Genomic DNA, 24038 nt, shown 5'->3' with positions numbered 1-24038 from the left:
TGGACTGGAGAGGAATCACAATGTCAGAAGCGATCGTCAGCACGCCGGTAGCCGGAAATATCGCACTTCGATTCCTAGAGCTTTGTCAGTTCCGTCGACTTGCTAAGGTCCAACTCGATGTCGACAAGAAGACTACTATCCTTGTCGGAGCCAACAACAGCGGCAAAACATCGGTTCTTGCAGCGCTACGTCACTTCCTTTCGGATGGCTCTCCCTTTGGCGCTTTCGATATAAGTCTTTCGCAGTGGCCAACGTTACGTGCGCTGGGCAAAGCTTGGGAGGTGCTAAAGGAAGACCCGTCGACAGTGACCGGGTCCGAAAAACAATGGATGGAGCAGCTCGGAATCATCCACTCGGCTATGCCGACGATGGACCTCTGGTTCGATGCGGAGGCTGGCATGTTCCACTATGTCGCCCCGTTTCTCTCCAAATTCAGCTGGAAAGGCGGAGCCGTTGGGGTACGGTTGCGTCTCGAGCCCGCTGCAAGCGTTGACGAGTTGAAGCAGTTGGCTTGGGCATATCACACGGCGCGACTGCCGGTGAAGGATATGGGGGCGGATTCGCTTGCCTGGCCCATTGACCTGCTCGACTTTTGGTTGCGCGAGCCGCACAAGTTGGGTCAAGTCCGTGCATACAAACTGGACGCCGATAACAACCCTCTGGAAGGGCTACAGACCTATGCGACTCAGACTCTCACAGCAGACTCCAGTCCAATTGAGCGCAAACATCTACAGAAGCTGATATGCGTTGATTTCGTTGCAGCGCAGCGGGGGCTTGGCAGTGAGGAAGCTGATTCACGGTCTGCTTCTGGTCCCCACCGTGTCGGCATGTTCTCCAATCAACTTCTCAAGTTTGCTCGACAGCACCTAAATGTTGCTACAACAGGTCATGGACATCGCGCGGATCTTATTAAAGCGGTCGCTGAGGCGCAGCAGGAGCTGGACAAGAAAATTCACGAGGCGATCGCTCCGTCGGTGGAAGAGGTTAAAGAGCTCGGGTATCCAGGGTTGCACGATCCCCAAGAGATTCGCTTCCGCACGCGCATACAGACAGCTGATTTGCTCGACCATGGGACCGCTGTTCAATACAGCATGCAGAAGGACTCACTGGACGAGCTTCTTCCCGAATACTCCATTGGGCTCGGATACCAAAATCTCCAATCGCTCAGCTATCAATTGGTTTCTTTTAAAGCCGCCCGACTCAAGCCTGAAAAGGGCTCCCCGGTACCCGTTCACCTGGTATTAATTGAGGAGCCTGAGGCGCATCTCCATGTCCAAGTGCAGCGCGTCTTCCCTGATAAGGCCCACAAGCTGATCAGCCCGAACGACAAAGACGCATCGGGGCTTAAAAGCCAGTTAATTATCAGTACTCATTCCAGCCATCTCGCGCATGCGGAAAGTTTTGACCGATTACGGTACGTCCGCCGTATAGCGAAGAGTGCAGAAAATCTCATGCCGACCACCGAGGTGGTCAATCTTGGGCAAGTTTTCGGTGATGACAAAAAGACCCGTCAATTCGCAGAACGGTATTTCCGCGTTCAGCATACTGACCTTTTGTTTGCCAACGCTGCAATTTTCGTTGAAGGCGTTGCTGAGCGCATGCTGGTACCGCTTTTCATCGAACGAGATTTCAAAATGCTCAACAGCCGCTATCTTTCCTTCCTGGATATTGGCGGTAGTCACGCCCATCGGCTTAAGCCGCTGGTGGAAAAACTTCGTATTCCCACGGTCATCATCACCGACATCGACCCCGTTGAAGAGAGAGCTGGCAAGCCAACTAAGGATGGTGAGCCGACCACCACTCTAGTTGCAGTGGCTAATACTGGCCAAGCCGGGCTCCAATGCGGGAATCCGACTCTGCGCGGATGGCACCCGAAACTGCAACAGCTCGAAGACTTCAAGAGCCCGGCAGAGGTACAACTTGTTTGGAAAGAAGTCGCTGAATGCCTAGTGCGTTTCACTTGGCAACTGCCCGTGGCTGAAGCGGGTGAACATTGGCCTAGCACCTTTGAGGACTCTCTTATTCTCAAGAACATTCCTTGGTTCAAAGGCCTTTTGGATGAGAAGGTCGACGGTGATGGCAACAAAATTAAACCGCCAAAAGGCGCGCTTGGCTCCGTAGCTAGACGGGTTGTCGACCATGAAAATATTTCGGACTTGCTCGCAGCTCTGCACAAACTCATGCACGGCTCCTTCAATAAAGGAGACTTCGCTGCAAGCATCTTTGAGATGGTCGCGACGGACGAACCGATTGCCTGCCCTAAGTACATTTCGGATGCCTTGGAATGGCTTCAAACACAGCTTGATCCTAACCCGGAATTGATGTCATGACCGCGGTGCCGATCGGTGGCGACAACGACCGCGATGCCAACGTAGTTGAGGAAATCTGCGGCTATCTCACCGAAGAACCGCCGCGTAGCTATTTCCTTTTTGCGGGTGCGGGTTCCGGTAAAACGCGTACTCTGGTTGAAGTTCTCCGGCGGCTTACCGGTGTCATCGAACACGATAAAGGCGAACATCTAGCACGACGTCTGCGAATGTACGGGCGTTCGATTAGGGTGGTTACATACACCAAGAATGCTGTCTCGGTCATCAGCGGACGCCTCGGCGACAACGACTTAGTTTGTGTATCGACGATCCATTCGTTTTGCTGGGAACTCATCAACGGGTTCAACGATGATATTCGAGAGGCCCTTATTGCCGTAAAAGAAGCTCAACTTGCGAAAGAGACCGCCGAGGCACAAGCGAAGCCGAAAGGCATCACGCCAGCTAAACAGAGAGACCTTGACGAAATCAACGATGATATCGAGGCTTTCAGAGCGACCGATGTGTTCATCTATCATCCCGATCGCAACACGTACGGCTCCGGCGCGCTTGCGCACAACTACGTCCTCGACGCGACAGCATGGCTACTCCGAAATAAACCTACGCTCCAAACCATTCTCAAAGATCGTCACCCCATAGTTCTCATTGACGAGTCGCAGGACACAATGAAAGGCATGCTGGATGCCTTGATGGGGCTTGCAGAACAAGAGGGGAGCTACTTGACTCTTGGGCTGCTCGGTGACCACCGCCAACGCATTTATGCGCACGGGCACGCCGATCTACCAAGTCTTGTCCCGAAGAACTGGGCAACGCCAGAGCTGCAGATGAACCATCGCAGTCAGCGCCGAATCGTCAAGATCATTAACAAAGTCTGGGAAGCTGAGCTTGAAGGTCGGACGCAGCCTGCAAACGGTGTGGAGCAGCATCCTAGAACTGAAAAAGCCGGAGGCGTGGTCCGGCTATTTGTGGGTGACACCTCACGTTCTCCGGAGGACAAAGTGCTCGGCGAACGTTGGTGCGCAGATAGGATGCACGAAGCTACCGGGGCAGCCGCCTGGAGTCAAAGTCAATACCAATTGCTCGCGCTGGAGCACAAGCTTGTCGCCACCCGCGGTTCGTTTCTCCATGTATATGAGGCTATGGTCCTGCTAGATCCTGACGCCGCAGCGCCGTCTGGTAGTGGTGATAACAAGGGGCCTTCTGCTGTACAGGTTCTCCTCAACGAGCTTGCTCAACTAGAGGTATGCGTAGGTATCAACGGCGCGGTGGACGAGTTCAAGGCTACAGAAGTATTTCGTCGGTATGGAAGCCTCGACAACATGCCGGAGGAATGTGCCGCGCGAGCGAGTCGCGTGGAAGAGATGCAGAAGGCTATAACAGCATTTGCCACTGCCTGTGTTGATCCGAAGTCAACTGTTGAGGAAGTGCTCGCACCAATCTTGAGCGCAAAATTATTTGAAATCGATCATCGCCTTGTGGAAGCTTATGCCGATAAGTCGCCACGTCTTCCGTCGCCGGGTCGAGGAGAGGAGGAATCCAAGCAGGCAAGAATGCGTCGCGGGTGGTGTGCGCTGTTCGCCGCACCCTGGAATCAACTCAGGCTGTACCGAACTTATCTCGCAGGGGGGACCGTTCTCGCAACGCATCAGGTGGTCAAGGGTTCCGAGTTTGCACACGTAATGGTTGTGATGGATGACGCGCTTGCCGGTGGGTTTCTTATCTCATACGACAAGATTTTTGGTGGTGTGGAGCTTAGCAAGCGGGACAAAGAGAACGTAGGGCTGGGCAAAGAGACGACTATCGACCGCACCTTGCGGTTGCTTTACGTAACCTGTAGCCGCGCCCAGGAATCGCTGGCCCTTGTGCTTTGGTCGTCCGACCCTGCAGCGGCATTGGCTAAAATCAAGGTCAGCAACTGGTTTGCCAATGGTGAGTTTCAGGCAATCCCATAGCTTTGCGCACGGTGAAAAAAGGTTCGATGGGCAACGCTGCTCCAGAGAGCCGGTAAAGGTTGAACGCCCTCCGTATCGGTGGGCAACCGGGCTGAATCCGGAACATCCGTGTTCCCTACAGACGTCTGCAAATGGACGGTAGTTGCCATGAGGATTTTTCTCGGCAACCCCAACGGTTTCAATACTCAACCGGCCCGAAATGCCCACGATAGCCAACCTGGGTGAGGATCAGGCGATTAATGCACTCGATGCTGACCAAGCCGCTCTCCATCGGCCTACCAAAAAGGGCGAGATTTCGAATGGTATCTGCTTCCACATATTGGTTCCGCTCTGGATGGAATCGACGAAGCGACAGGCCATAGGCCGTCTCGAAAGGATGGGCGCCGGTGCGAATCAGGCTGAAAAAGGACGGATAGATAACTCCGTCAAAACCAGCCTCCTTCGCGGCAAGAGCAATGTCGCGGGCAATGTCATATGAGTGAGACCGGGCAAGAAACAACATGTGGATAGCCATATCGAGGCTTTCGAACTCGGTCTCTGTTTCCTCCAGGGGGTGAGTTAGATCCAGTAGCCGCAGATCCCGCTGCCCCTTCAAGGTTGCCACATAAAGTTCATCCTCCGTCGATGCCCTGCATTCATGAATACAGACATCAAGATCTTGTGATCCGTACATCACAGATAAACCTGGAGAATCCAAACGCCCTCTACCTGCGAAAGCTACCGGTGGGCTGTCGTACTCTGACGGCTCAGCTGGACGTTCCGGGCTGACGCGCAGGCGGTAGAATTTGCTGCCCTCGCTGAGCGTTCCTTCAGGGTATTCCCTCAGAATACGTTCAATGATCTGAGGGCGAGTCTTTGGATCCTGCAGCGCTTTTAGTGGTTCTACTTCGCCGACCATCCACAATCGTGGACCATAATGGAAAAATCCAATTTTAGCGGCCTCCTCAATAAGCCTGATGTCGTTCTCAAGCCACGCTGACGGGGCGATGTCGCTCTGGCCGTAACGGTGCTCGTTGAACTGAATCACTGGAGCTGCGCCGTACTCGCACCGGATAGTGGTTCCACTCACGAAGAAGCGCCACGCTAGACTTTTAATGTGATCTAGGGTCAGCTTTTGCCCATCCGGGCTTTGACAATTCGGACAATCGCTCTGTTGCTCAAGACCATGCTTTGCAGCATCGATCCGAAGCCCTTCATCTGTAAAGCAGTTAGAGCAGAGCAGAATTTGACTGGTTGGCTCAGTTTGGTCGGACATATGGGCTCCCTTTGTTTGTTGCCGGGTTCAACAATTGAATAGGACTGAATTTCCTAAACGCTCAAATGATGGCTTTTGGCCGAATCAGATTTCCCGTAGCAACGCAGACTTAAAAGTGACGGATGCGTTTTTACACAGCCTGGCGCTTGCCCCATGACGCTAAGGGTTGCGTTCGACCCAAAGTTGCCGTTGGCGAAAAGAAGCGGAGCGCCTTGGGATGGAGAATAGAGCGGCAAAATCTCGAATGTGAATTCCAGAATCAACTCTGTGTTTCGGTTCCTACCAATGGGGTGCCATTGAAATTTAATCTTTTTCGATTTTGAGGAAAGGATTATCGAGTGGCATCAATTCAAAAAAAATCTTTGGATCCTCAATCAAGTAGCCCTTCAAGGTGGTTCTCTTCCTAGGGCCTTGCACTTGGCACGCCCAGATGTTTAGGCCGTTGCCTCGCTTCCTGTGAACCTTCAGCTTCTCGAACTGCTTTTGCACCCAACGCCATCCCTCAACCTCCTGATCTGAGCCCTGAGAAACGCCTGGAAACTCCTGCGCATAGCGTTGGAAGAGACCGGGCGTGACCAGAAATACGCTGCCACCCACCGTGTGGATTTTGGCCTTGCTGTCATTGATGATCAGCTTGTGGCTCAGAATGCCTTCCTTGACCCAATTCAGGAATGCTTGGCCTGGGTTATCCGATTGAAGCGTTGAAGTATCGTCAGCACTTTCTGGAAGTGCGTCTTTGGCCTCGGGCTCTTCCAATTCGAACATGTCCAGCAGCGTGCCGAGGTAATCGGCATCCTCTAGTGCCATGGGATCCGGCTGCGGTTGGCTTTGACCTGATCCTGCACTGTCTGTCTCGGGCGCTGGTATTGGTACCTGAGTGTCAGTCGAGTGGTCATAAACTGCGACGCTCACCGTTCCGCTGAAAGTCTCGGGCCGGTCTTCGTTCCCCCAAATCAATGCGGGTTGGAGGCGCAGAAAAGTGAAACTCTGCTGCCAGTTGCCTTGCGCGACAAGCGCGGTCCAAATGGCTTTGCCGTCGGGTGTAGACTCAACCAATCCATGTGACTGCAGCTCGTCAAACACGGCGATATTGGACGAGGGAATGCCCTCAATCGATTGCGACAGCAGATAGGCTCGTAGCCTGTCCGTGACCGTCTTACTGACGAGCCAGAGTGCGTCCTGGGTCAGCCAGCCCGCGGCACCTGGCTGGTTGAGTTTCAGCTCATGTTGAACCAGATGACGCAGTCCGCTGATCAGGTGATGTTGCAGCGAATGAGTCGGAGCTTGCAGCGCCTTGCTCGGGTTACCACCGATGTTCTGTGCGGTGGAAACGCGGTCTGCCTGCATCACCAACTCTCCGACCACGCCGGCACGTTCGTACTGGCCCGCCAGGACATAAAGCAGACTGGCCCACAGTGACGGAAATCCACTGAGCCAATCGAGGATTGGCCGGTCGAGAATCTGGGTGTAGAGCAAGCCTGCGGCCGCGCCGTGCAGGTGGTAGTCACGATCCTTGAGGTAGCGAAAACGGTAGGGCTGATCCAGGGATCCCTGCCAAGGATGCCAGACGCTACCGTCTTGGCGTTCGACCAGCAGGTCCACGGCGATCTTGCCGATGTCATGGAGCAACGCGCCATAGGCGATGCCTGCGGACCAAGCGTCGGTCTGGGCTGCTTGGTCTTCGGGTGCGGCGCCGGTGGGAAGCAGATACGACTGACGCAATTTCAAACTGCAAGCGACCAGCTCCAACCCATGGTCGAGCATGCCGCCAAGATAAGCATGGTGGTGCGTCTCGCTGGCCGGGAGTTGTTGGACCAGCTCGGCGTAGCGATGGATCGGATTTAAATAGAGCTGGCTGAATTGCGGATGGGAGAGGGCGGTGTACTGCCAAATGCGATCAAGCAACTGGCGGCGATGCTCGGCTGCTAACAAGCGCTGGGACGATTCGATGGGCAGATACCCGTCGGCGACGTTTACGGTGGGTGGCGGAGGAGGCTTTTGCCTTTTGTGCCGAAACAGGCTGAGCATCATGGTCCTCCCGGGAACTGGCAGAGTCAGTGGCCTTTTAGCCTTTTCGGATAGGGCTCTTACCCTTGACTTCCCATTCCCTTCCAACCCTTACCGGTCCTTTTCCCGCGTATCCCTTTGTGCGGCAATCGGAATATCGATTTGTCTTGGTGCCGTTTTGTTGGATGCGCATGCTGGTACGAAAAAGGGAAGTGTCGGTACACTGCGGTGCGAACTTTATCGGGTCTTGCCATGAACCTCACTGACGCCACGCTCATACTGCTGCTCGCGGCACGTATCCATGGAACAGACGAAGCCGTCAGGGCCTCGGCGAAGAGCGTGGTCAAGAAGCTACCGCGCAGCAAACGTGATCTGATCTACAAAGTGATCGACAGCCGAAGTCCACTCGAGCTGGTGGATTACCTGGCTGAGAATTTGGATGCGTAACGGCGTACTGCGGTTACGGGATTACCTCATGTTCTTTGCGTCAGAGCTTCGCAGTGTGGGGATTTTTCTGGGCATAGAAAAAGGGTCCAACTCGTGTTGGACCCTATGAAGCGTTTGCAGCGGTGAAGTGACGATCAAGCTCCATCGTTCATGCATCGCGAGTCATCCATTACCGTCTGCTTCCGTTGCTGCTCCAGGTTGAGCACATACTCCGAAGCGCATCGGGCCTGGCCACTGGCGCGGAAGATGGCGCGATTGTCAGCCTTGAGCAGGCCGAGCCAGGAGTCGATGTAGCCCTCGTGCCGAAGCTCTCCCCGTATACCGGCGTAGGCACATAAAAAAGCGGCCCCCATTTCGGCGATCAACTCTTCAAATGCATAGTCTGGCGAGCCAAATGGACACGGAGAGGTTACGCCTTCGCGCTGCAATCGAGAGTGGTGTCCGGTCCAGTGCGTCAGCTCGTGAAGTGCGGTGGCGTAGTATCCACCTTGATCGTGAAACTGCGCTTTTGTCGGCAATTGGATGAGATCCCTGATCGGGTGATAAAAGGCTTCGTCGGAAAATCGATGAGTGATATTTGCGCCCGAACTTAGCAACAAACTTTCTGCAGCAGCGTTGGGGAAGAAGGGATCGCTCGGTTCCGCCTCGAGCAAAGTTTCGTTGAGCGTTTCGAGCCCCTCCGTTTGCTCGATGTTGAACAGAAAATGCGTCCTGAGAATGCCAAAGTGAGCGACCTTGGGCTGACCGTTTTCATCGAGTACGGGTTGACCTGACTCGGTCTGTTCCTCGCGCTCCATCGGCTTGTAGAGCACTGCCAGAGTGCTGTGCTCACCCTTACGGATGTGCCCGCCGGCTTTTTTGGCTTGGTTGAAGGTCAGCCAACGGTCTTGGGTGAACCCCTGCAATCTGGCTTCGGCCCAGAGCAACGGTAAATTGATGCCCGAATAGGGGCGCTGTGTGATGGCGTTGATGGGATAGGGCTGGTGATGAGCGACGTCAGTTGAGCCATTTGAGGACCAGGGTTTGATCCAGGGCGCTACGCCTTTGTCTAACGCGGTAACGATCTTGTCTGTCACGTCTTGGTAGATATTGCGCATGGCATTTCCCTCGAAAAACCGGAGGAACGCCTTGCCCGTCGGGGAGGGTTCCCCGGTGGGTATTGGTTGGATTGGTGCAGGACTGCGTATAGCCTGAGTTGGATCAGTGGCCAGGTATGGCCGTTTGCGTTTAGCGTTGCTGCTCTTCCGCAAGCGCTATCAGTATGGCGTTAGGTTGGTCTGATGCCTGAAGTAGGCTGAGGCTCAGTCGCAGCAATGGTTCATGTTCTGCATCACTCACTGAGCCGAACTTGGGTATCTCGAACACCACGTAGGGTGCGTTTGGATCGGCCAGGTGAGCTTTGAAGGCTGCGCGTACGATGTTGCTCAGCCTATCGAGCTGCAGTTTTTCAGGATGATTTGAACCATCGAGCAATACTGCGTGTTGCCACGCGTCTGAAGTGAACACAACGGGCAAGCGCAGAGTGTTCAGTGCTTCGCTTGTGAGTGAGTCGGACATGGGGTGCCTCCGTTGATAGCGCGAAGAAACCTGTCCCATAGGGGAAAGAATTCCCCGCGGTGGGTTGAAGAAAAACAAGAGGGGTTAGGACGAGCCGAGCTCGAAAGATGCTCGGGAGAGCAGTAGGCGTTCATCACCGTGAAGCGTGACCGTGCGAGCCACCGAACGCTAATCGCACTTGGGGGGAACCATCACCGGAGTGACGTAGCTTTGAAGGCTCTGGCTACCTGGGAAGGTGCTGTCGATAACAGCGATCCGTACCCTCTATGTAGCTGGATGATATGGATGGGTCAACGGCCATGGAGGCGCTGGTGCACGAGCTGCGTCTTCTGTCTTCCAGTGAAGAGTTTTCGGCTAGGTAAACTGATAAACGGTCAGGCATGGGCGGTTTTCGGTAGTAGGCTATTACTCCTCTCTCAACCATGAAAACGCTCAGAAGAGGGCGAGACCATGCCGACTCAAAACCGTGTTGAGGTTTCCCGCGTCCGTCACTGGGCGTATACCTGTGGCATGTCGATAAAACGCGGGTATCGCAAGTTGAAAGCATTTGAGTCCCGCACGGCTGAGCGTGCGGTGACGGCAGGTATGCCCGCAGGCAAGCTGCTTGTTCGCGGGAGTTTTTTAATCTTCAAGTTGGCAGTTGCTGCAGGACTGCTTCTAGTTAGCTTATGGCTCACAGTGTCGGTGATAATCCTTATCGCCTTGTGTTGGGCCATCGCGAATGGAACACCTATCAAACCTAAGGATGCTCTCCGTTACAAAGCATATGGCGATCCATATGGTGAGTATGAGTATGGTCGCGCACCCGGTCAGCCTGATTTAAAAGACCTTTAGTCGAGCTCTTCGGTCCCTACCTTAAGGCCTTTCCAGCAGACATCAGAGCTCCAGTGCCCCTTGCACCAGCGTCCTGCGCTTGAGCTGCTCCTTTGCTAAGCATGCCGTCGGCGATTGAGCCAACGCTATATCCTGCCCAGCTCATTGCAGCCAAAAACAACATCGGAAGCACGACGAACATCGCCCCCATCACATACTCAATCACCTGTGCCGTGACGGTTCCATCCATAAATCCGGATGTCGGCAGCGACAACAGCACCTGATTGGACGCCGACACTTGGTTGTACAAGGTATCGAGCATGCTGGAGTCGACCCAGCGGGCCAACTCCCACCAGAAGGTCAGCATGTGTAGCGTGAACAGCGCGAACGTCGCCGTCATGACGGTCTTCAATTGGTAGGTACTGACCAGCAGGATCAGTGGCAGGCTGATGATGACGCCCATGATCAGGAAAGCCTGCACCATCGGCAGGGCAGCGCGTAGTGCATTCATTGCCGGGAAGTTGCTGAAGGAGCCGAGGGCCAGCCCAGTGTTGGTGGCTAAGTTGTTGAGCCCCTGATTGATCGACCCGCCGCGAGCACTGGAGCCGTAGTCCTGGTACACCTGTCCGGGCGACATGGACATCGATTGCTGGCGCGGGCTGACCAGTTCGCGCAGGGTGGCATCCTCGATCTCGTTGCTTGAGCGGCCAGTCAACCAGCCGTTCAGCTGAGTCAGCAGCGAAGGGTCAACTTGCTCGATCAATCGTGCTCGCAACCCGATACCGCTGTCACTCCACCATTGTTTGCAAGTTGGGTAGCCCGCGCCATTCTCCAGCCGTGGCAAGGAAATATCGCGGGTTTCATCGTAGGGCCAACTGACTCGTGGTGTCCGTGAGCGATCGGTGTCGTAGTAGCCCGGTGTGTCGAGAAAATAGCGTGAGCCGATCCAGGACGAATCATGACTTTGTGCCTTGTCCAACTGAGGACGGTTGGTGAACAGCCGAGAACGGGAATAGCCGTAGCAGTCGCGAGTGAAGTCGGCGACTTCCTGTAGCAGTACCTGGTTATCGATGCGAGAACTGTCGATCTCCATGCGCATCTGCCGGATGTCCGGTGCGCAGGGGATGGAGGCGGTGGCCGCTGCGGTCACTCCTTTACTCAAGGCGTGCACCAGAAACCACCAGATTGGCACGTTGGCAGAGCGTTCTCCGATGGTGTTGAAAGTGGTCCCCCAGGCGGTTTCCGCTGGCTTGGCCACGCTGACACCGCAGCGTTGGCTCGCTGCATCGTCGAACGCCATTGAAGCGAGGTTTAGCGGAAAGACCGGCGCGCAGCCGAACAATACGACAATGTAGGCCAGCCAAAGCCGGTTCTCGATTCGAGGTACCGAGAGCAATCCTTTGTTGCCTTCATCCGCGCCTTGCTGACGGGCCGACAACCATTCTTGCAAGATGATTGCACCAAAGGGGGCGGCGAACAGGCCAGTATCGGACAGGACGTTCCAGATACCGTTGTTGATGATCCAGGCCAGCAGCGAGAGGTAAAACTCCAGGTAGCTGTTGGTGCTCATGAGCATGGTAGTGACCTCAAAGTCGGGTGAGTTCGATGCAGGTAAAGTGCACGAGTCCTAATGTCCCGATGCGTTTCACGCGCAGTCGACCCTGGGGTCGATGTCGGTAGCGCCGAAGCAGATCCCACCAGAGCGCAAAGAGGGCGCCGTAGAGCAGGGCGCGCCACCACCGCAGATAAGGTCGTACGGATTCGATTGCCTGCTGCCATGCCTCGAAACTACCCAGCGCAGTACGGCCGATCCAGGCCACCAGTGCGGCGGTCAGGATCATCAGCGCGGCAATCCCCAGACCTGAAAGCAGAGTGAATAGCGGTGAGCGTTTCATGGCTCACTTACGCCTGGCGTCAGCATCAGTGAGTCGGCCCGGCTCAGGGTCGCCTTGCTCGACGGTACGCGAAGCATCGGCGCCTCCGGCATGCCGATCGAGCACCAGGCTGGCGGTGTTGGTGGCCAGCATCTGCCGAACCTGCAGTTCGGTCTGCAGCAGGCGGATTTCGCGTTCCAGGGCGTCGATGTTTTTCGTCAAGGCGGTCTGGGCAGGCTCGGCGGAGGCGATGTTCGGTTCGTGACTGCCTGCCAGCAGCGTGCGAAGTAGCAGCAGTGCCTTGTCGAGTACACTGGACAGGGCCGTTTCACTGGCCAGCCGTCGCGCCAGGAGTTCCTGATCAGGATCGTCGCGCAGGGCTTCGATCACACCCCGGGTCACTGGCAGCATCGGGCTGGAGGCTTTGCTCAGATTGTCAGGGGTAGGCTGCAGAGAACCGGACAGTAATCCTTGCAGGGTCTTGAGGTGTTCACTGTAGGCCTCCTGAACCAGCGGCGTCAGTCCGCTGCCAGCGGTAGCCCGCAGAGTCTCGCAGGTGTCGCAGGTCGCGACTTCGGTTTCGCCCAACACTCGAACAGCCCATTCGGATTCCTCTTGGGGTGAGGTCCATGCCTGGCAAATAGCGCCGCCCAGGCAATCACTGCTACTGATGGAGGCGCTGTCATCCACCGACCGGTTATGCAGCAGGTTGTAGCCCGCGCGCACCACATCGGAGGTTGCCCGGATGGGTGTTTGTCCGCTACCTCCAGCCTTCTGCCCGCCGACCCATGACACCCCATTATTGCCGTTACGGGCCTCGGTGTTTTTCACCGCGGCCACCGCATCACCGCCGGTTTGTTCGAGGTTGCCCTGCATCTCCTGGTTCTTGGCCAATGCGCCCCAGCCGGCTTGGCCGACCTTGTCTGCCATCTTCTCGGCCATGGCCTGGCAGGTCAGCTTGGAACGGTCGAAGTCGATGCGCCCTTGCATCACCCCGTTACTCAACAATTCATAAAGGCCGGGGTTGGCGCGCTGGATGATCAACGCAGGCAGCGACATCACCGCTTGGGTCGCGTTCTGCACAATGCTGCCCATGATCTGCTGGAACCCTTCGGTGACGCCGTTCAACTGGTTTTGCAGGGTGTTGGTGAGGCTCATGTTTCCGCACATCATGTTCGCTTGCCAGGATCCGCCGACACCGAGCCCGTTGGGGCGATAGAGCGAGCTCGGCGAGCCCGCTGCCGAGCCGCCACCGATGGTGTACATCACCCGGTCGTCGAGCACTTCGCCTTGAGTGCCTAGACGGTAAGCGTCCTCGGCGGCGTGGGCATGCGTGGCCACGGCGAGCAGTCCGCAGAGCAACAAACTCATCGGGCCCAACCATGGTCCTGCAAGAAGCCGCCTCATGAAGCACCACCTTCGAAGTCGATGCTGAACAGGAAGGTCTGTCCCTCACGCTTGCAGCAGCTATAAGGACGCCACAGCGACCAGGCGTAGCCTCCATCCGCGCTCTGCACCGGATCGCTGGGGAAGATGGCACATGTGGGTTGAACCACGGGGGAGAGCAATTGCCATTTGTGGGTCGAAGCGTCGTTTTCAACGATTGGGCCAGGCGGCCAATAACCGTCGCGTGGTACGGGTATGAGTGGGACATACACGTGCGGTTGCCAGTTGCGGGTAATGACATCGCCCGCCCGCTGCGCCATCACTGCAGCGGCTTTGAAGTCGTCGGGTTGTACCAGATATCCTTGCCGGGGATAGACGTTGCCCCACATATTCCCCGCGAGCTGACGACCGATCTCACGGACTCCCGGTAAGAGCGACTCGGGGTAGAGGCTTTCCGGGATGCCATGACGCCAGGCCAGTGAGTCCCAAGTGCTCAGGTAGTAGGGCATGAACGCCGTGGCGCCGCTGGCGCAGGCGTAGCCGGATTGCAAGGCCAGTTGCGTGGCTGCCCAGCCACCTGGATGACCGATGGCATCAACGTTTTTGAAACGAGGCAGATTATCGCGCTGGGTGTTCGGCGTGATCAGGTTACCGCCTCCTTCCGCACCACTTATAGGAGCGGATAGGGCGGCCATCTCGGTCCAAGGATTGGCACCGGTGGTGGCATAGCTCGAGACCACTAGCTCAGGAATGAAATGACGAACCTTGGTTGAGGTTTTAACTGTGCAGCCGAAGGGGGTGCAGAGCAACCAAAAGCAGATGCCGACGACTCTGTACTCGAGGCAGTCTGGAGAAAGTACGGAGGCGGTAACGTTGCCGGTATCCAGCGCTACGCTTGACCCGGATGCCAGCAGAATGCTCAGCACCAACGGATGTAATTTCTGGGGCGAAATGTGCGGGCAGGCAGCAGACATGATCCTGGCTCTGGGTGTATGGCCTGGACAGGTTCAATAATCGAGAGAGGGGTGTCAGTGAGAAAGCCGAACGCAGGATTGTCGGTTTATAACGATCTTCTAGATCAGCAGAGGGTCATTCAGCGCTCAGCGTACGAGCAAGCGCGTCAGACTCGATGAGCAACTGATCCGTTTTGATCTCGAAAATGTTGGCGAGTTTGCAGAGGACCAATAACGACGGGTTGCCTACCCCTCGTTCGATTTGACTCACGTAGGTACGATCCACCTCGGCCATGAGCGCCAATTGCTCCTGGGTAAGGTTCTTCACGCGTCGCATCGAGCGGATATTTTCCGCGAGTTGCAGACGGAGCTGTTCGTAGTCTTGAGTCATGCGCGCAAACTGCGCCTTGAGGGACTCTCAATCCACGGGATATAGTCTACATTGGCTCTGATTCGGGCTTTTTTGACGCTTAAGCCGAGTGTCAATTTTGTTTCTATGCTGCTTAGAGCAGACCGAGCATTAATAAATAATCGAAAGCTAAGGTGTCTATGGACGAAAATTACGTTTCAATTCCGGCGGCGGACGGCTGCCCGAGCCTTTTGACACCGTGGGGCAGCGAATTTGCGCCTATGATCGGACGTGGCGTGCAATGCGCCCAGGCCTGGCTTAATACACCCGGTAACGTACCGCTGTGGTGGGAACTGACGCAGGCACGGAAGACTTGTCCGGCAGGAGAATCTCAGGATGCTTTCGAAGCAGGATTTTTATTGAGAATTCAGCAACGGCTTCAAGGCTTTTCACCGTAGCCGTGCGGCTCCAACCCTGACGATATGGCCTACACGGGAAAATTTACTGGAAGGTATGGTTCCAGGCTCCATTCCTCTAGAATGGAGTTCTGACAGAAGTGGCGTTGGTCTGTGATAAACAGATTTACCTAGCTAGGATTCTGATAAGTGCAGATTCTGCACGCTCTGAGAACGTGGAGCGCGATATGAAAGCCGACCAAGTGTTGAGTGACGATCTGGTGAGCCGACTGGAGGGTAAAATCCCAGCCATGGCTGAAGGTGCGATCAATACGGCCTATATCAACGCGCTGGCGGCCGGACGCAGCGTGATGGAAGTCATGGACGGCATGCTCGTTGAGACGACTGCTGATGGTAAGCACAAGGTTATTCGAGTGGCCAAGCCCAAGCATAAAGTGACCTTGGGCGGGATTATCAAGGTGCACCGCTGCTCATGACTGTCCCTCGGCTGAGGATGTTTGCCGGTCCTAACGGTTCCGGCAAAAGCACGATGAAGAGTGCCGTCCATTCCCACCTGATCGGTATCTATATCAACCCGGATGAAATCGAAAAGGCTGCCAAAGAGGGCGGGCGTCTGGAATTCAGCGATTTTCAGCTGGAAACCAAAGGTGATGAGGTTCTCGGTTTTATCAAGGCGCATCGCCTGATCCGGTCGGCCCAGCTTGATGAAGAGGCGGCCAAAATAGACTTCAGCAGCAACGGCCTGAATTTTCAGACCGTGGCAATGAACTCCTATTTTGCTTCCGTGCTCTCTGATTTCATGCGGCACAAGCTCCTTGAAGCCCAGTTGTCTTTCACCTTCGAAACGGTGATGTCTAGCGAGGACAAAGTCGCTTTTATGCTTAAGGCAAAAGCGTCGGGATATCGAACCTACCTCTACTTTGTCGCCACTGAAGATCCTGACATCAATATCAACAGGGTCAAGAACCGTGTCGCGGCAGGTGGGCACCCAGTCCCCACGGAAAAAATTGTGCAGCGCTACGGTCGTTGCCTGAACCTATTGCCGGCAGCCATCGCAGCTTCGAACCGGGCTTATATCTTTGATAACTCCGGCGCTGATCTGGTGCTGCTCGCTGAAGTAACAGACGGGACTGACCTTGAATTCAGGGCTGATGAGATCTCTGACTGGTTCATGCAAGCCTACGTGGAGAAGGTTTTCAAGGATTTGCTGCCGGGTTGATCGAAACCAAGGATCAGCTCCGTTTCACTTAATTCCTCGCATCCTATCGATACGTTCAGCTACCCGGTAAGCCGCCTCCAGTTCCGAGCAGCCGGTGCTCTGCATCAGTGTCCAGCGCTCGGCTTTTTCCTCGGGCTCCGTCATGGCCAGGGCGAGATAAAGACTGGGCGGCACGGCCCGAAACAGCGTCTCGAGCTTCTTCGATAGCACAACCCCCTCAGTGTATTTCCCCGGCTCCTTACTGGCGGAGAGCAGCAAGGCCTTCTGTGCCGGCGTGAGTTTCTTGAACCGTGCGATTTCTTCGATTTCCGCAGGCGGCATGTTCAAGCAAATCCACCATTCGATCATGTTGAGCATGGTCTGCGCGGCAGTGGGAAAGTCGGCAAGGTTTTGCGTCGCCAGCCAGAACCAGGCTCCGAGCTTGCGCCACATCTTGGTCCCCTTGACCACGAATGGCGCCAGCAGTGGATTTTTGGTGATGATATGGCCCTCGTCGGAGACCATGATGATCGGTCGGCCCAGATACTGGTCGCGCTCAGCAAGGTTGTTCACGGTGTTCATCAGGCTGATGTAGCTGATGGACATTTGTGCTTCGTAGCCTTCACGAGCATAGGTGGCCAGGTCGACGATGGTCACATCGCTTTCGGGCCAAGGCGTGCCTTCACGATCGAACAGTTCACCCTCGAAACCCTGGCAAAACAGGTCCATGGACTCGCCCATTTCCTGGGCACGCTCGCGACGTTTCTCTGGCAAGTGCGGGTCGGTGGCGACGCGCAGCAACGCGTCGCGCACGTCGCGAGTCAGTACCTGGCGCTCCGCTGCGACACAGGTCTGTGCCGCATCTAGGATGCACTCGCGGATCAAGCTGCGATCGGCTCGACTCAGGCGCGCTTCTTCCTTGGCTTCGCCACCGGTGATCATCAGGCGGGCGGTGATTTCCAATTCGCCGAGAACATCGCGCTGGTCTTCGCGACTGGTTACCATCTCATCGTCCCACTCATCGATCGATAGACTCGCCACCTGATCCGGCTGCTCGACCAGGCGCCAGGCATCGGCGAACGGGGCGAGGCTGACCGCGGTACCAAGTTTCAATTGGACCTTGTTGACCGATAGGCCTTGCGTTGCGAAGTAGTCGCCCTGTAAACCGAATGAGTTACCGGCCTCAACGATGAACAGGCGAGGGCGGTACACCGCCATGACCTGCATCAGCAGGGTGACCAGGGTGGCCGATTTACCGGCGCCGGTCGGGCCGAATAACAGCAGATGGCCGTTCATGGCTCGGTCTAGGCGTGACAACGGATCAAAGCTCAACGGCGAGCCACCACGATTGAACAGTGTGATGCCCGGGTGGCCGGTGCCGGTGCTGCGACCCCAGATGGGAACGAGATTTGCCAAGTGTTGAGCGAACATCAGGCGTGTGTACCAGTTGCGTGTGTCGCGGGCCGGGTTGTAAGTCATCGGCAGCCAACGCAGGTAACTGTTGCACGCGGCGACTTCATCACCCTCACGTACCGGTTGCAGCCCCGCACCCAACAGCGCGTTGGCCAGGCTGACCGATCGCTGGTGCAATTGCTGTTCATCGTGACCGCGCACGTAAAATGCCAGGGTGCCCCGGTATAGCTTGTGCTGACGGCCGATGATCGCGCGAGCCTCTTCAACATCCTGGCGGGTCTGGGTCGATGCCAGGTTTTCACCGATGGCTTTGCGCGCCAGACGGTTCAGCTGCTCCTCGAGCACATCTTGGGGTTTGACCACCAGGGTCAGACTCATCACCGTGCCTTCGGGTAACTGGTCGAACAGCGCATTCACTGCGTCGCCCTTGCGAGTTTCACCAGTGAGTTGACCAATCAAGGGAGGCCGCCGCAGTTTGTCCACCACCATGACCCGATGGGGTTGTCCATCGAAGTACCAAAGTCCCTGTTGCACATCCGAACGCGGTTCGTTGAAAAACAGCCGCTCGGCGAAGTCGTGATCGAAGGGTAACTCCAGTGACACGCCATCACTTGACTCCGGATAGGCCACGCATTGGTAGAAATCCTCGGGCGCTTCATCCGTGAGTCTGGGCGCCGGATTGAACCAGGGCAACAACCAAGCATACAGACCGTGGGCATCGACTCGCACCGATTGCACCCCGCATGCCTGCAACGAAGCCACGATACGTTCGCAAGCCTGCTGTAGGGATTGCACCGGGGTAAGTCCCATCTCCTCAATGCCATCCTCAAGCCAGCGATAGATCACCAGGCGCACCCGTCGATTATTGCCGCGCCAGGGTAGGCGCGTGACGGCCTTGTCCTCGAACAGACCTCCCGGCTTGGCGATGGCCTTCAGATGACGACGACTGAGTTCCAAAAACGTTTCGGTGAAGACCGTGCCTCGCGCGCTGTCTTGAATATAATCGGTGAGACGCGTCAGGTAGGGGGTGAAGTCGTTATCGTCCTGGCAGAAAAACTGCGCCACCCAAGGCGCTTGGTCCAGTTCGTCAAAGCTATCCTGCAGGGCGTCTTCGAGGGCATCGCGGGCTGTCACAAGCCAATCGGGTTCGCGCCCTTCAGTGCCGATAGGCAGCAACTCGAACACCGCCCCCACCGAGCGATTGTCATCCAGTAGAAAACACTGCTCGGTGTCGAGGTATTCGACCCAAGGCAGATGATCGGTGAAGCTGGGGTTGTGTGCATACAGTGCAGCTTCATCGGCCAAGGTGGCACGAGGGCGCAATGGGTGCCGCCAGGCTTTCCACGCAGAAGTGCGGCTGCCCGAATCGCCGGTATGCACTACAAGTCTTCCTGACGTTCACCGGGCAATGCGTACTGCACCCGTTGGTAGAACGGAAAGACTGTCGAGTAACCTGGGATCGGTGCCTGCTCGGTACCACTCAGGTGCGGGTACACGTACAGCACCAGATCGGGATTGGGCAGGCGAGGGAACAGATTGTGAATCTCGTTCGCCGCTGTACGCGTATACGGCTCTTGGAGGGAGACCGAGAAATCTGCTGGGGCTAACGGGCGGCGTAACTGCTGCCGAGCATCCAGCAGTTGCTGCTGAGTGCCTTGCGAACCGGCGTTGGTCCAGATGTCCAGCATGGTTTGCTCGCCATGGGGCAGCAGCGTCTCCTTATCGGTGGAACACCCCGTCAGGACCAAGGAAAACACGCTAATCCAGGTCAGGCAGAGAGACGTGGTCTTTTTCATGGCGAACGCTCCGGCCCTTGGGCTCGTAGTCGATGGTGATCTCATGGTCGAGGTGCAGCGCGACTTGGGCGGCCGGCGGCACGTATACGGCAGCAAAGGCTTCGCCGTAGAGTTTGTTGATCCACTCACGGATGTCGCTGACCCCGCCACTGAGAATTGAATTCAGCGCGCTATTACCACTGCTGCTGGTGATTCCGAGCGTACTGCCGCCCGAACTGATCACGCTGCTGTTGTTCTGCCCATCCCCGAGCAAGGAGGCGACACCGGCGCCAGCTGCCGTGATCAGACTTTGGCTGCCGAGGTACTGCTGAGCGTTTGAGCGGCGCTCACCGGCAATGCAAGGAATGCCATACGGATCGGACAGATAACCGAGTCCGCCACGAATCTTGTCTGTGTTCGAGCTCTGGGGGGTGGAGGCATTGCGGCTGGCTACCGTCTTCGGCTGAGGCACCGTGCGGATGGTGCCGTCTGTGAATACGAAAGTGATCGACTCGACTTGCCCGCGAACGCAGGATAGCGTCCAGTCACCGGACGCTGTGCCACTCATCACGGCGCCCGCGACGTCTGGCAGGTCGATGCCGTTGGCCGTCAGATTCTCGGGACCGACCAACACCTTGAAGGGGTAAGGATCATTCACGGTGCCGTCCACCGGGACTCGACCGATCAGCGCAGTCATGGCGACCGAACCCATCAATGTTGCGTTTTCAGGAATGGTGTAAACCGGTTTCGCGCCTTCGGCACGATCGACGGATCGCGCCAGGTCGCGCTTATTGTTGGTGACCGCGCCTAGCTGCTTCTGGCTGCGGTCGATGGCATTTTCCTTCAAACCCTCCAGTGAGTTGAAGGCAGTCGGCAGACTCAGGGCGGACGCGGTTTTGGTTATGCCCCGGGCGTCGGTGGACGGAGCATCCGAGGGCTCAATCCACTGCAGCGCATCGTTGGCAGAATGCTGTCCTTCGAACTGCGCCCCGTCGCCCGGCTCAAGCCCCAATCCGATCGGAATGTCCTTGCCCTTGCCGGTCAGCCCCGACAGCTGTTCCTGCAATTGCGTCAGCAGACCACGGGCCTGGCGACTGTCTTGTTCCGCTTTGAGCCGGGCCTCGTTGGCTTGGCGACGGCCTTCGTCGACCTGCTGGGTCACGCTGCCAAGCGCGGTCTGTATGCGCGAATCAACGCTGTTTTCCCGCTCGCGCAGACGGTTGTTCTCCGCCTGCAGTGAATCGTTATGTTTTTTCAGGCCGAGCATGTCGCTGCGCATGGCCTTCACCTGGCCGACCAGGGTGGCAACCGTGTCGCGTGGGGTATCCCCCGCAATACCGAGCGACTTTGCTTGCTCGGCGGATAATTGAATATTGCCCTGATCAATTGGGTGCTCTGGAGAAGGTGTGCTGCCACCCGCGACCCAGGTTTTCAGAATGATAAACACCACGCCTAGCAGCACAGCCGGTACTAGCCATCTGAGCAAGGCGTTAGCTTTCATCGTCAGTACCTCGCGCAACGGACGGGAGCAGCACGGCTTGCTCGAGGCCGGCACCGTGAGTGACGAGGTAGGCAATCGTGGTGTCTTCAGCACTGCCGACAGGCCCGAGGAAAGCATGCTGGAAGGTCGCGGCGAACAGCTTCGCCTGCAGTCGACGAGAATCGAGTTGCACCGTGTCTGAACCACGATTACGCAACCTCACCGCCGTCACCCAGTAGTCACCAAGTCGCCAGGCGGCGATGGGTGTGCTGGACACGTTTTCAGTCGGCAGCAGGGTCGGCAGTGCGGTGCGCAGCTTGAGCGGGACGCGGCGTACGCCGGGCAGGGATTCTACGGTGCGCAGCGGCGCGTACAGGCTTTGCGCGGCGTAGCGCGTCAAAGCGACCGGGATCGGCGTACGTTCTGGAACAGGGGCGGTGCTGGATTTAGCCTCGGTAGCTTGCACCTGGGCATTCTTGAGAATACGCACGGGCTCCAGAGGCTGATCGCCGGGGGTGGCTGCGATATCTAGCAGGATAATCTCGCCCGTCGAGACCGATTGCAGTTGCAGGCGGGTCGGAGCAATGGCTTCCGACGCTCGCAGGTACAGCGTGCCGCCGGTTGATTGCACGCGCAACTTGCCCGTCAGGGTTGAGGGCACACCGACGCGAACAGCCTCATCGACAAAGACCACTCGCTCCTGATTGATAACCAGCGGGACCGCAAGGGGAAGGCGTTCCCAGTGCATCAGCTCGACGGCCTGCGCTGCAACTCCCCATAGCATCAGTGCGATGGTGAGCCCCAGGGTAGAAATCCGCGTCATGGCTCACCTCCAGGCGGAGCAATTTTTTGCGGCGTGCCCTGATAACAGTCCAGTGCCAGCCCCCACTTATTGCGCTCGGGATCCAGATCAAAACGCACCACGCGCAATGGATAACGCACCAACACCCGTTTCACCGGTTCGGCGGCATAATATTCGTCGGCGTTGAGGTCGAGGGTGACCAGCCAGCTGTCGCGATCGAGTTGCTTGACCCTGAGTTCCGGATCTTCGCTGTAACCGCGGCCCAGAATTTCGTAGACGCCACGCACCCGCTGGCGCAGTTCGCCGGCGGCCTTGCGGTATTCGTAGTCGCCATCGAGGAAGGTCTTGCAGGAGGGTGTCAGATAAGACTGCAAGCCATAGATGGCGCGACGATAATCCTGCTCGCCATCCGAGGGCCAGCGGTTGAGCTGACCAAAGATGTACAGGGCAAAGGCATACACATTCTCTGAGGGGATATCCCACCACTTGCGCGTGCTGCCCGAGCGCAGATCCGGGGGGACATGCACGGTCAAATCGGTCGGTGCCGAGCGCCAGCCATACCAGAGTCCGGCGCAGAGCATGGCGAGGATCGTTACCGCCAGACGCAGGCTGAGGATATGAGCCTGCTGGGCATCGACCTTGTTTCGAAATCGGCTCATGGTTGCCACCGAGATAGGGCAGGGTGCAATTGACGCGAACGGCGAACCGTCCAGGCACCGGAGTGCAGAATCAAACGTCCGCGACCCAGCCGCCAACGGCTAGCCAATACCCATTCGAGCTTGCGGTACAACCAGGTTTCGGGGCGAGCCCGTTTGGCCCGACGCAGCAGTGTGCCACCGGCAAATAACACCACCGCCATGCTTGCGATCATACTGGTAGGCGCCACGGCAATGGAGGCGGTGGCGATCGCCAGAGGAACACCCAACACCAGGCCGACGAGAACGCCGATACCGAGCGCCACCCACATCTCATCATTGGTCAAACCCCGCAATACGGCGGGATCACGATTGAGTCGCTCCGGCAGAAAGACCAAGGTGCCGTCGGCAAGACGTTCGATAGTGTCGTTCATGCCCACCTCACAGAATTGCTGCAGCCTTGGTCAGAAACCAGATGATGATCACCACCAACAGTGCTCCGATGCCGACTACGGCACCGAGGTCCTTCCAGGTCTTGCGCTGATTCTGCACGTCGGCATAAACCGTCAGTGAATGCCAGGCCACACCGAGAAACGCGAGCAGGGCGATCAGCAGACCAAGCAGGATACCGCCGTCGTAGGCGTAGTTTTTGATCGTTTCGATCAACCCGGATCCTTCACCGCGCGAAGGGGCTTCCATGGTGGGGAGCTCGGCGAAAGCTAGGCTTGGGCCGAGTACCAGCAGCAGACCGATCAAGCGTTGGCTGGCACGATCTCGCAGATTGTTTTTCAGAGGGGCAAAGCACTTGAGCATGGTGGCGATCTCCTGGGTTAGGACAGGGTGAAGAACATCAGGACCAACAAGGTGAGCAGCACGCGTGCGGTACTTCCGCCAAGCGCGCCGAAGCGCACACTGCCGGTGGCCCAACCCCGGTAAGCCGTCCACATCACCCAGGCGCACCAAAGCAAAGCCAGAACCAGAACCATGGAGATCCAAAGCGCCGAACTGCTTTGTGTCGAAAAACCGGAGGCGTTTTGAAAGGCTGCGGTCTGAGCGTCAGTCAAGCTCATGGCGATAACTCCACGGGCGGAGTGTCGAGGCGGTAGTCGCCGATCAGTTCACCAGGATCGCGAGGTTGAGCACGGGCGGGGGAGAGATAGCCCTGCACACCCTGGCGAATACGTTGGATGTCCTGAGACAGGCGGGGATAGTCGAAACGGTAACGGACATCGGGTTCAGCCGTGTTGGCTGTCTTAGCTCGTGTCACAAGGCGTTCGATGGTGTCGAGTTGCTGCTGGATAAGACAGAGCTGGACCTGCTCTGGGGCGGAAACGGCATAGCTACTGTTATAGGTCAATGCTATTGGAAGTAGCAAAAAACTGCGGATGTTTTTAGTCAACAT

At 56.8% G+C, this 24038-nt stretch carries 25 protein-coding genes; 7 read left to right on the top strand and 18 right to left on the bottom strand.

Annotated elements, in window-relative coordinates; genetic code table 11:
• The first annotated feature begins 20 nt into the window (after nt 1-20).
• Both ND528_RS21035 and ND528_RS21030 read left to right on the top strand, forming a co-directional pair.
• Complete coding sequence (locus tag ND528_RS21035) at nt 21-2330, top strand: AAA family ATPase (protein ID WP_263471154.1); 2310 nt, start codon at nt 21-23, stop codon at nt 2328-2330.
• Nucleotides 2327-4276 carry a UvrD-helicase domain-containing protein gene (locus ND528_RS21030; RefSeq protein ID WP_263471153.1) on the top strand — a complete coding sequence of 650 codons (1950 nt, stop codon included), beginning with the start codon at nt 2327-2329 and terminating at the stop codon, nt 4274-4276. The genes ND528_RS21035 and ND528_RS21030 overlap by 4 nt, the downstream gene beginning before the upstream one ends.
• A 178-nt stretch (nt 4277-4454) precedes the next feature.
• On the opposite strand, the gene ND528_RS21025 is transcribed toward ND528_RS21030, so the two are convergent.
• Both ND528_RS21025 and mobH read right to left on the bottom strand, forming a co-directional pair.
• Nucleotides 4455-5531 (bottom strand): RES family NAD+ phosphorylase, encoded by a 1077-nt coding sequence (locus ND528_RS21025; protein ID WP_263471152.1) that lies wholly within the window; start codon nt 5529-5531, stop codon nt 4455-4457.
• Between the two features lie 303 nt (nt 5532-5834).
• Nucleotides 5835-7559 carry a MobH family relaxase gene (gene mobH / locus ND528_RS21020; RefSeq protein WP_263471188.1) on the bottom strand — a complete coding sequence of 575 codons (1725 nt, stop codon included), beginning with the start codon at nt 7557-7559 and terminating at the stop codon, nt 5835-5837.
• A gap of 231 nt (nt 7560-7790) precedes the next feature.
• Here mobH and ND528_RS21015 point away from each other — a divergent pair, with 231 nt between their 5' ends.
• Nucleotides 7791-7985, top strand: coding sequence for a DUF7740 domain-containing protein (locus ND528_RS21015; protein ID WP_263471151.1), 195 nt, complete (start codon nt 7791-7793; stop codon nt 7983-7985).
• A gap of 134 nt (nt 7986-8119) precedes the next feature.
• Here the strand turns inward: ND528_RS21015 and ND528_RS21010 are convergent, their stop codons facing one another.
• Together ND528_RS21010 and ND528_RS21005 are read right to left on the bottom strand one after the other, a co-directional pair.
• Entirely contained in the window at nt 8120-9082 is a 963-nt protein-coding gene (locus tag ND528_RS21010) for an ArdC family protein (protein ID WP_263471150.1), read from the bottom strand.
• A gap of 130 nt (nt 9083-9212) precedes the next feature.
• Nucleotides 9213-9542: a hypothetical protein gene (locus ND528_RS21005; RefSeq protein WP_263471149.1), complete on the bottom strand. Its 330-nt coding sequence runs from the start codon at nt 9540-9542 to the stop codon at nt 9213-9215.
• A gap of 450 nt (nt 9543-9992) precedes the next feature.
• Between ND528_RS21005 and ND528_RS21000 the strand changes: the two genes are divergently transcribed.
• On the top strand, nt 9993-10376 hold the full coding sequence (locus ND528_RS21000) for a DUF3742 family protein (RefSeq protein ID WP_263471148.1): 384 nt from the start codon (nt 9993-9995) through the stop codon (nt 10374-10376).
• Between the two features lie 16 nt (nt 10377-10392).
• Here ND528_RS21000 and ND528_RS20995 read toward each other — a convergent pair whose 3' ends face one another.
• The 5 genes from ND528_RS20995 to ND528_RS20975 all read right to left on the bottom strand — a co-directional run bounded on the left by ND528_RS20995 (nt 10393) and on the right by ND528_RS20975 (nt 14959).
• On the bottom strand, nt 10393-11931 hold the full coding sequence (locus ND528_RS20995) for a conjugal transfer protein TraG N-terminal domain-containing protein (protein ID WP_263471147.1): 1539 nt from the start codon (nt 11929-11931) through the stop codon (nt 10393-10395).
• 10 nt (nt 11932-11941) lie between these two features.
• Nucleotides 11942-12250, bottom strand: coding sequence for a hypothetical protein (locus tag ND528_RS20990; protein ID WP_263471146.1), 309 nt, complete (start codon nt 12248-12250; stop codon nt 11942-11944).
• 3 nt (nt 12251-12253) lie between these two features.
• Nucleotides 12254-13636: an integrating conjugative element protein gene (locus ND528_RS20985; protein ID WP_263471145.1), complete on the bottom strand. Its 1383-nt coding sequence runs from the start codon at nt 13634-13636 to the stop codon at nt 12254-12256.
• The gene (locus tag ND528_RS20980) at nt 13633-14589 is read right to left on the bottom strand and encodes a TIGR03756 family integrating conjugative element protein (RefSeq protein ID WP_263471144.1); all 957 of its coding nucleotides are present in this window, start codon (nt 14587-14589) and stop codon (nt 13633-13635) included. The genes ND528_RS20985 and ND528_RS20980 overlap by 4 nt, the downstream gene beginning before the upstream one ends.
• Before the next feature lie 115 nt (nt 14590-14704).
• Nucleotides 14705-14959: a helix-turn-helix domain-containing protein gene (locus ND528_RS20975; RefSeq protein ID WP_046062023.1), complete on the bottom strand. Its 255-nt coding sequence runs from the start codon at nt 14957-14959 to the stop codon at nt 14705-14707.
• A 158-nt stretch (nt 14960-15117) separates the two neighbouring features.
• On the opposite strand from ND528_RS20975, the gene ND528_RS20970 reads away from it, so the two are divergent.
• From ND528_RS20970 to ND528_RS20960, 3 genes are all read left to right on the top strand, one after another.
• On the top strand, nt 15118-15375 hold the full coding sequence (locus tag ND528_RS20970; protein ID WP_263471143.1) for a LasR-specific antiactivator QslA: 258 nt from the start codon (nt 15118-15120) through the stop codon (nt 15373-15375).
• Between the two features lie 185 nt (nt 15376-15560).
• On the top strand, nt 15561-15809 hold the full coding sequence (locus tag ND528_RS20965; RefSeq protein WP_027603218.1) for a hypothetical protein: 249 nt from the start codon (nt 15561-15563) through the stop codon (nt 15807-15809).
• Nucleotides 15806-16552 (top strand): zeta toxin family protein, encoded by a 747-nt coding sequence (locus tag ND528_RS20960; protein WP_263471142.1) that lies wholly within the window; start codon nt 15806-15808, stop codon nt 16550-16552. The genes ND528_RS20965 and ND528_RS20960 overlap by 4 nt, the downstream gene beginning before the upstream one ends.
• A gap of 24 nt (nt 16553-16576) precedes the next feature.
• Here the strand turns inward: ND528_RS20960 and ND528_RS20955 are convergent, their stop codons facing one another.
• The 9 genes from ND528_RS20955 to ND528_RS20915 are packed head-to-tail and all read right to left on the bottom strand — an operon-like array spanning nt 16577 to nt 24038.
• Nucleotides 16577-19324, bottom strand: coding sequence for a conjugative transfer ATPase (locus ND528_RS20955; protein ID WP_263471141.1), 2748 nt, complete (start codon nt 19322-19324; stop codon nt 16577-16579).
• Nucleotides 19324-19740: a TIGR03751 family conjugal transfer lipoprotein gene (locus ND528_RS20950; RefSeq protein ID WP_099587643.1), complete on the bottom strand. Its 417-nt coding sequence runs from the start codon at nt 19738-19740 to the stop codon at nt 19324-19326. The genes ND528_RS20955 and ND528_RS20950 overlap by 1 nt, the downstream gene beginning before the upstream one ends.
• Complete coding sequence (locus ND528_RS20945; RefSeq protein WP_263471140.1) at nt 19703-21220, bottom strand: TIGR03752 family integrating conjugative element protein; 1518 nt, start codon at nt 21218-21220, stop codon at nt 19703-19705. Before ND528_RS20945 ends, ND528_RS20950 begins: the two co-directional genes overlap by 38 nt.
• Nucleotides 21210-22022 carry a TIGR03749 family integrating conjugative element protein gene (locus ND528_RS20940; RefSeq protein WP_263471139.1) on the bottom strand — a complete coding sequence of 271 codons (813 nt, stop codon included), beginning with the start codon at nt 22020-22022 and terminating at the stop codon, nt 21210-21212. Before ND528_RS20940 ends, ND528_RS20945 begins: the two co-directional genes overlap by 11 nt.
• Nucleotides 22019-22660: a PFL_4703 family integrating conjugative element protein gene (locus ND528_RS20935; RefSeq protein WP_099587640.1), complete on the bottom strand. Its 642-nt coding sequence runs from the start codon at nt 22658-22660 to the stop codon at nt 22019-22021. Before ND528_RS20935 ends, ND528_RS20940 begins: the two co-directional genes overlap by 4 nt.
• Nucleotides 22657-23070 carry a TIGR03750 family conjugal transfer protein gene (locus ND528_RS20930; protein ID WP_263471138.1) on the bottom strand — a complete coding sequence of 138 codons (414 nt, stop codon included), beginning with the start codon at nt 23068-23070 and terminating at the stop codon, nt 22657-22659. The genes ND528_RS20935 and ND528_RS20930 overlap by 4 nt, the downstream gene beginning before the upstream one ends.
• A gap of 7 nt (nt 23071-23077) precedes the next feature.
• Nucleotides 23078-23449, bottom strand: a complete 372-nt coding sequence (locus ND528_RS20925) for a TIGR03745 family integrating conjugative element membrane protein (RefSeq protein WP_046509162.1) — start codon at nt 23447-23449, stop codon at nt 23078-23080.
• Nucleotides 23450-23466: 17 nt separating this feature from the next.
• The gene (locus ND528_RS20920) at nt 23467-23706 is read right to left on the bottom strand and encodes a TIGR03758 family integrating conjugative element protein (protein WP_099587638.1); all 240 of its coding nucleotides are present in this window, start codon (nt 23704-23706) and stop codon (nt 23467-23469) included.
• Complete coding sequence (locus ND528_RS20915; protein WP_099587637.1) at nt 23703-24038, bottom strand: integrative conjugative element protein, RAQPRD family; 336 nt, start codon at nt 24036-24038, stop codon at nt 23703-23705. The genes ND528_RS20920 and ND528_RS20915 overlap by 4 nt, the downstream gene beginning before the upstream one ends.

It is taken from the genome of Pseudomonas mercuritolerans (assembly GCF_025706525.1).
GTDB classification, from domain to species: domain Bacteria; phylum Pseudomonadota; class Gammaproteobacteria; order Pseudomonadales; family Pseudomonadaceae; genus Aquipseudomonas; species Aquipseudomonas mercuritolerans.
This window is presented reverse-complemented; position numbering and strand designations above follow the sequence as displayed.

What these genes read in the sequence shown, in the direction of transcription:
- ND528_RS20990 (WP_263471146.1), bottom strand. Translation starts at nt 12,250, where the DNA reads ATGAAACGCTCACCGCTATTCACTCTGCTTTCAGGTCTGGGGATTGCC.
- mobH (WP_263471188.1), bottom strand. Translation starts at nt 7,559, where the DNA reads ATGCTCAGCCTGTTTCGGCACAAAAGGCAAAAGCCTCCTCCGCCACCC.
- ND528_RS21030 (WP_263471153.1), top strand. Translation starts at nt 2,327, where the DNA reads ATGACCGCGGTGCCGATCGGTGGCGACAACGACCGCGATGCCAACGTA.
- ND528_RS20995 (WP_263471147.1), bottom strand. Translation starts at nt 11,931, where the DNA reads ATGCTCATGAGCACCAACAGCTACCTGGAGTTTTACCTCTCGCTGCTG.
- ND528_RS20945 (WP_263471140.1), bottom strand. Translation starts at nt 21,220, where the DNA reads ATGAAAGCTAACGCCTTGCTCAGATGGCTAGTACCGGCTGTGCTGCTA.
- ND528_RS20985 (WP_263471145.1), bottom strand. Translation starts at nt 13,636, where the DNA reads ATGAGGCGGCTTCTTGCAGGACCATGGTTGGGCCCGATGAGTTTGTTG.
- ND528_RS20935 (WP_099587640.1), bottom strand. Translation starts at nt 22,660, where the DNA reads ATGAGCCGATTTCGAAACAAGGTCGATGCCCAGCAGGCTCATATCCTC.
- ND528_RS20925 (WP_046509162.1), bottom strand. Translation starts at nt 23,449, where the DNA reads ATGCTCAAGTGCTTTGCCCCTCTGAAAAACAATCTGCGAGATCGTGCC.
- ND528_RS20960 (WP_263471142.1), top strand. Translation starts at nt 15,806, where the DNA reads ATGACTGTCCCTCGGCTGAGGATGTTTGCCGGTCCTAACGGTTCCGGC.
- ND528_RS20920 (WP_099587638.1), bottom strand. Translation starts at nt 23,706, where the DNA reads ATGAGCTTGACTGACGCTCAGACCGCAGCCTTTCAAAACGCCTCCGGT.
- ND528_RS21000 (WP_263471148.1), top strand. Translation starts at nt 9,993, where the DNA reads ATGCCGACTCAAAACCGTGTTGAGGTTTCCCGCGTCCGTCACTGGGCG.
- ND528_RS21015 (WP_263471151.1), top strand. Translation starts at nt 7,791, where the DNA reads ATGAACCTCACTGACGCCACGCTCATACTGCTGCTCGCGGCACGTATC.
- ND528_RS20980 (WP_263471144.1), bottom strand. Translation starts at nt 14,589, where the DNA reads ATGTCTGCTGCCTGCCCGCACATTTCGCCCCAGAAATTACATCCGTTG.
- ND528_RS21010 (WP_263471150.1), bottom strand. Translation starts at nt 9,082, where the DNA reads ATGCGCAATATCTACCAAGACGTGACAGACAAGATCGTTACCGCGTTA.
- ND528_RS21025 (WP_263471152.1), bottom strand. Translation starts at nt 5,531, where the DNA reads ATGTCCGACCAAACTGAGCCAACCAGTCAAATTCTGCTCTGCTCTAAC.
- ND528_RS20940 (WP_263471139.1), bottom strand. Translation starts at nt 22,022, where the DNA reads ATGACGCGGATTTCTACCCTGGGGCTCACCATCGCACTGATGCTATGG.
- ND528_RS21035 (WP_263471154.1), top strand. Translation starts at nt 21, where the DNA reads ATGTCAGAAGCGATCGTCAGCACGCCGGTAGCCGGAAATATCGCACTT.
- ND528_RS20915 (WP_099587637.1), bottom strand. Translation starts at nt 24,038, where the DNA reads ATGTTGACTAAAAACATCCGCAGTTTTTTGCTACTTCCAATAGCATTG.
- ND528_RS20975 (WP_046062023.1), bottom strand. Translation starts at nt 14,959, where the DNA reads ATGACTCAAGACTACGAACAGCTCCGTCTGCAACTCGCGGAAAATATC.
- ND528_RS21005 (WP_263471149.1), bottom strand. Translation starts at nt 9,542, where the DNA reads ATGTCCGACTCACTCACAAGCGAAGCACTGAACACTCTGCGCTTGCCC.
- ND528_RS20970 (WP_263471143.1), top strand. Translation starts at nt 15,118, where the DNA reads ATGGACGAAAATTACGTTTCAATTCCGGCGGCGGACGGCTGCCCGAGC.
- ND528_RS20950 (WP_099587643.1), bottom strand. Translation starts at nt 19,740, where the DNA reads ATGAAAAAGACCACGTCTCTCTGCCTGACCTGGATTAGCGTGTTTTCC.
- ND528_RS20965 (WP_027603218.1), top strand. Translation starts at nt 15,561, where the DNA reads ATGAAAGCCGACCAAGTGTTGAGTGACGATCTGGTGAGCCGACTGGAG.
- ND528_RS20930 (WP_263471138.1), bottom strand. Translation starts at nt 23,070, where the DNA reads ATGAACGACACTATCGAACGTCTTGCCGACGGCACCTTGGTCTTTCTG.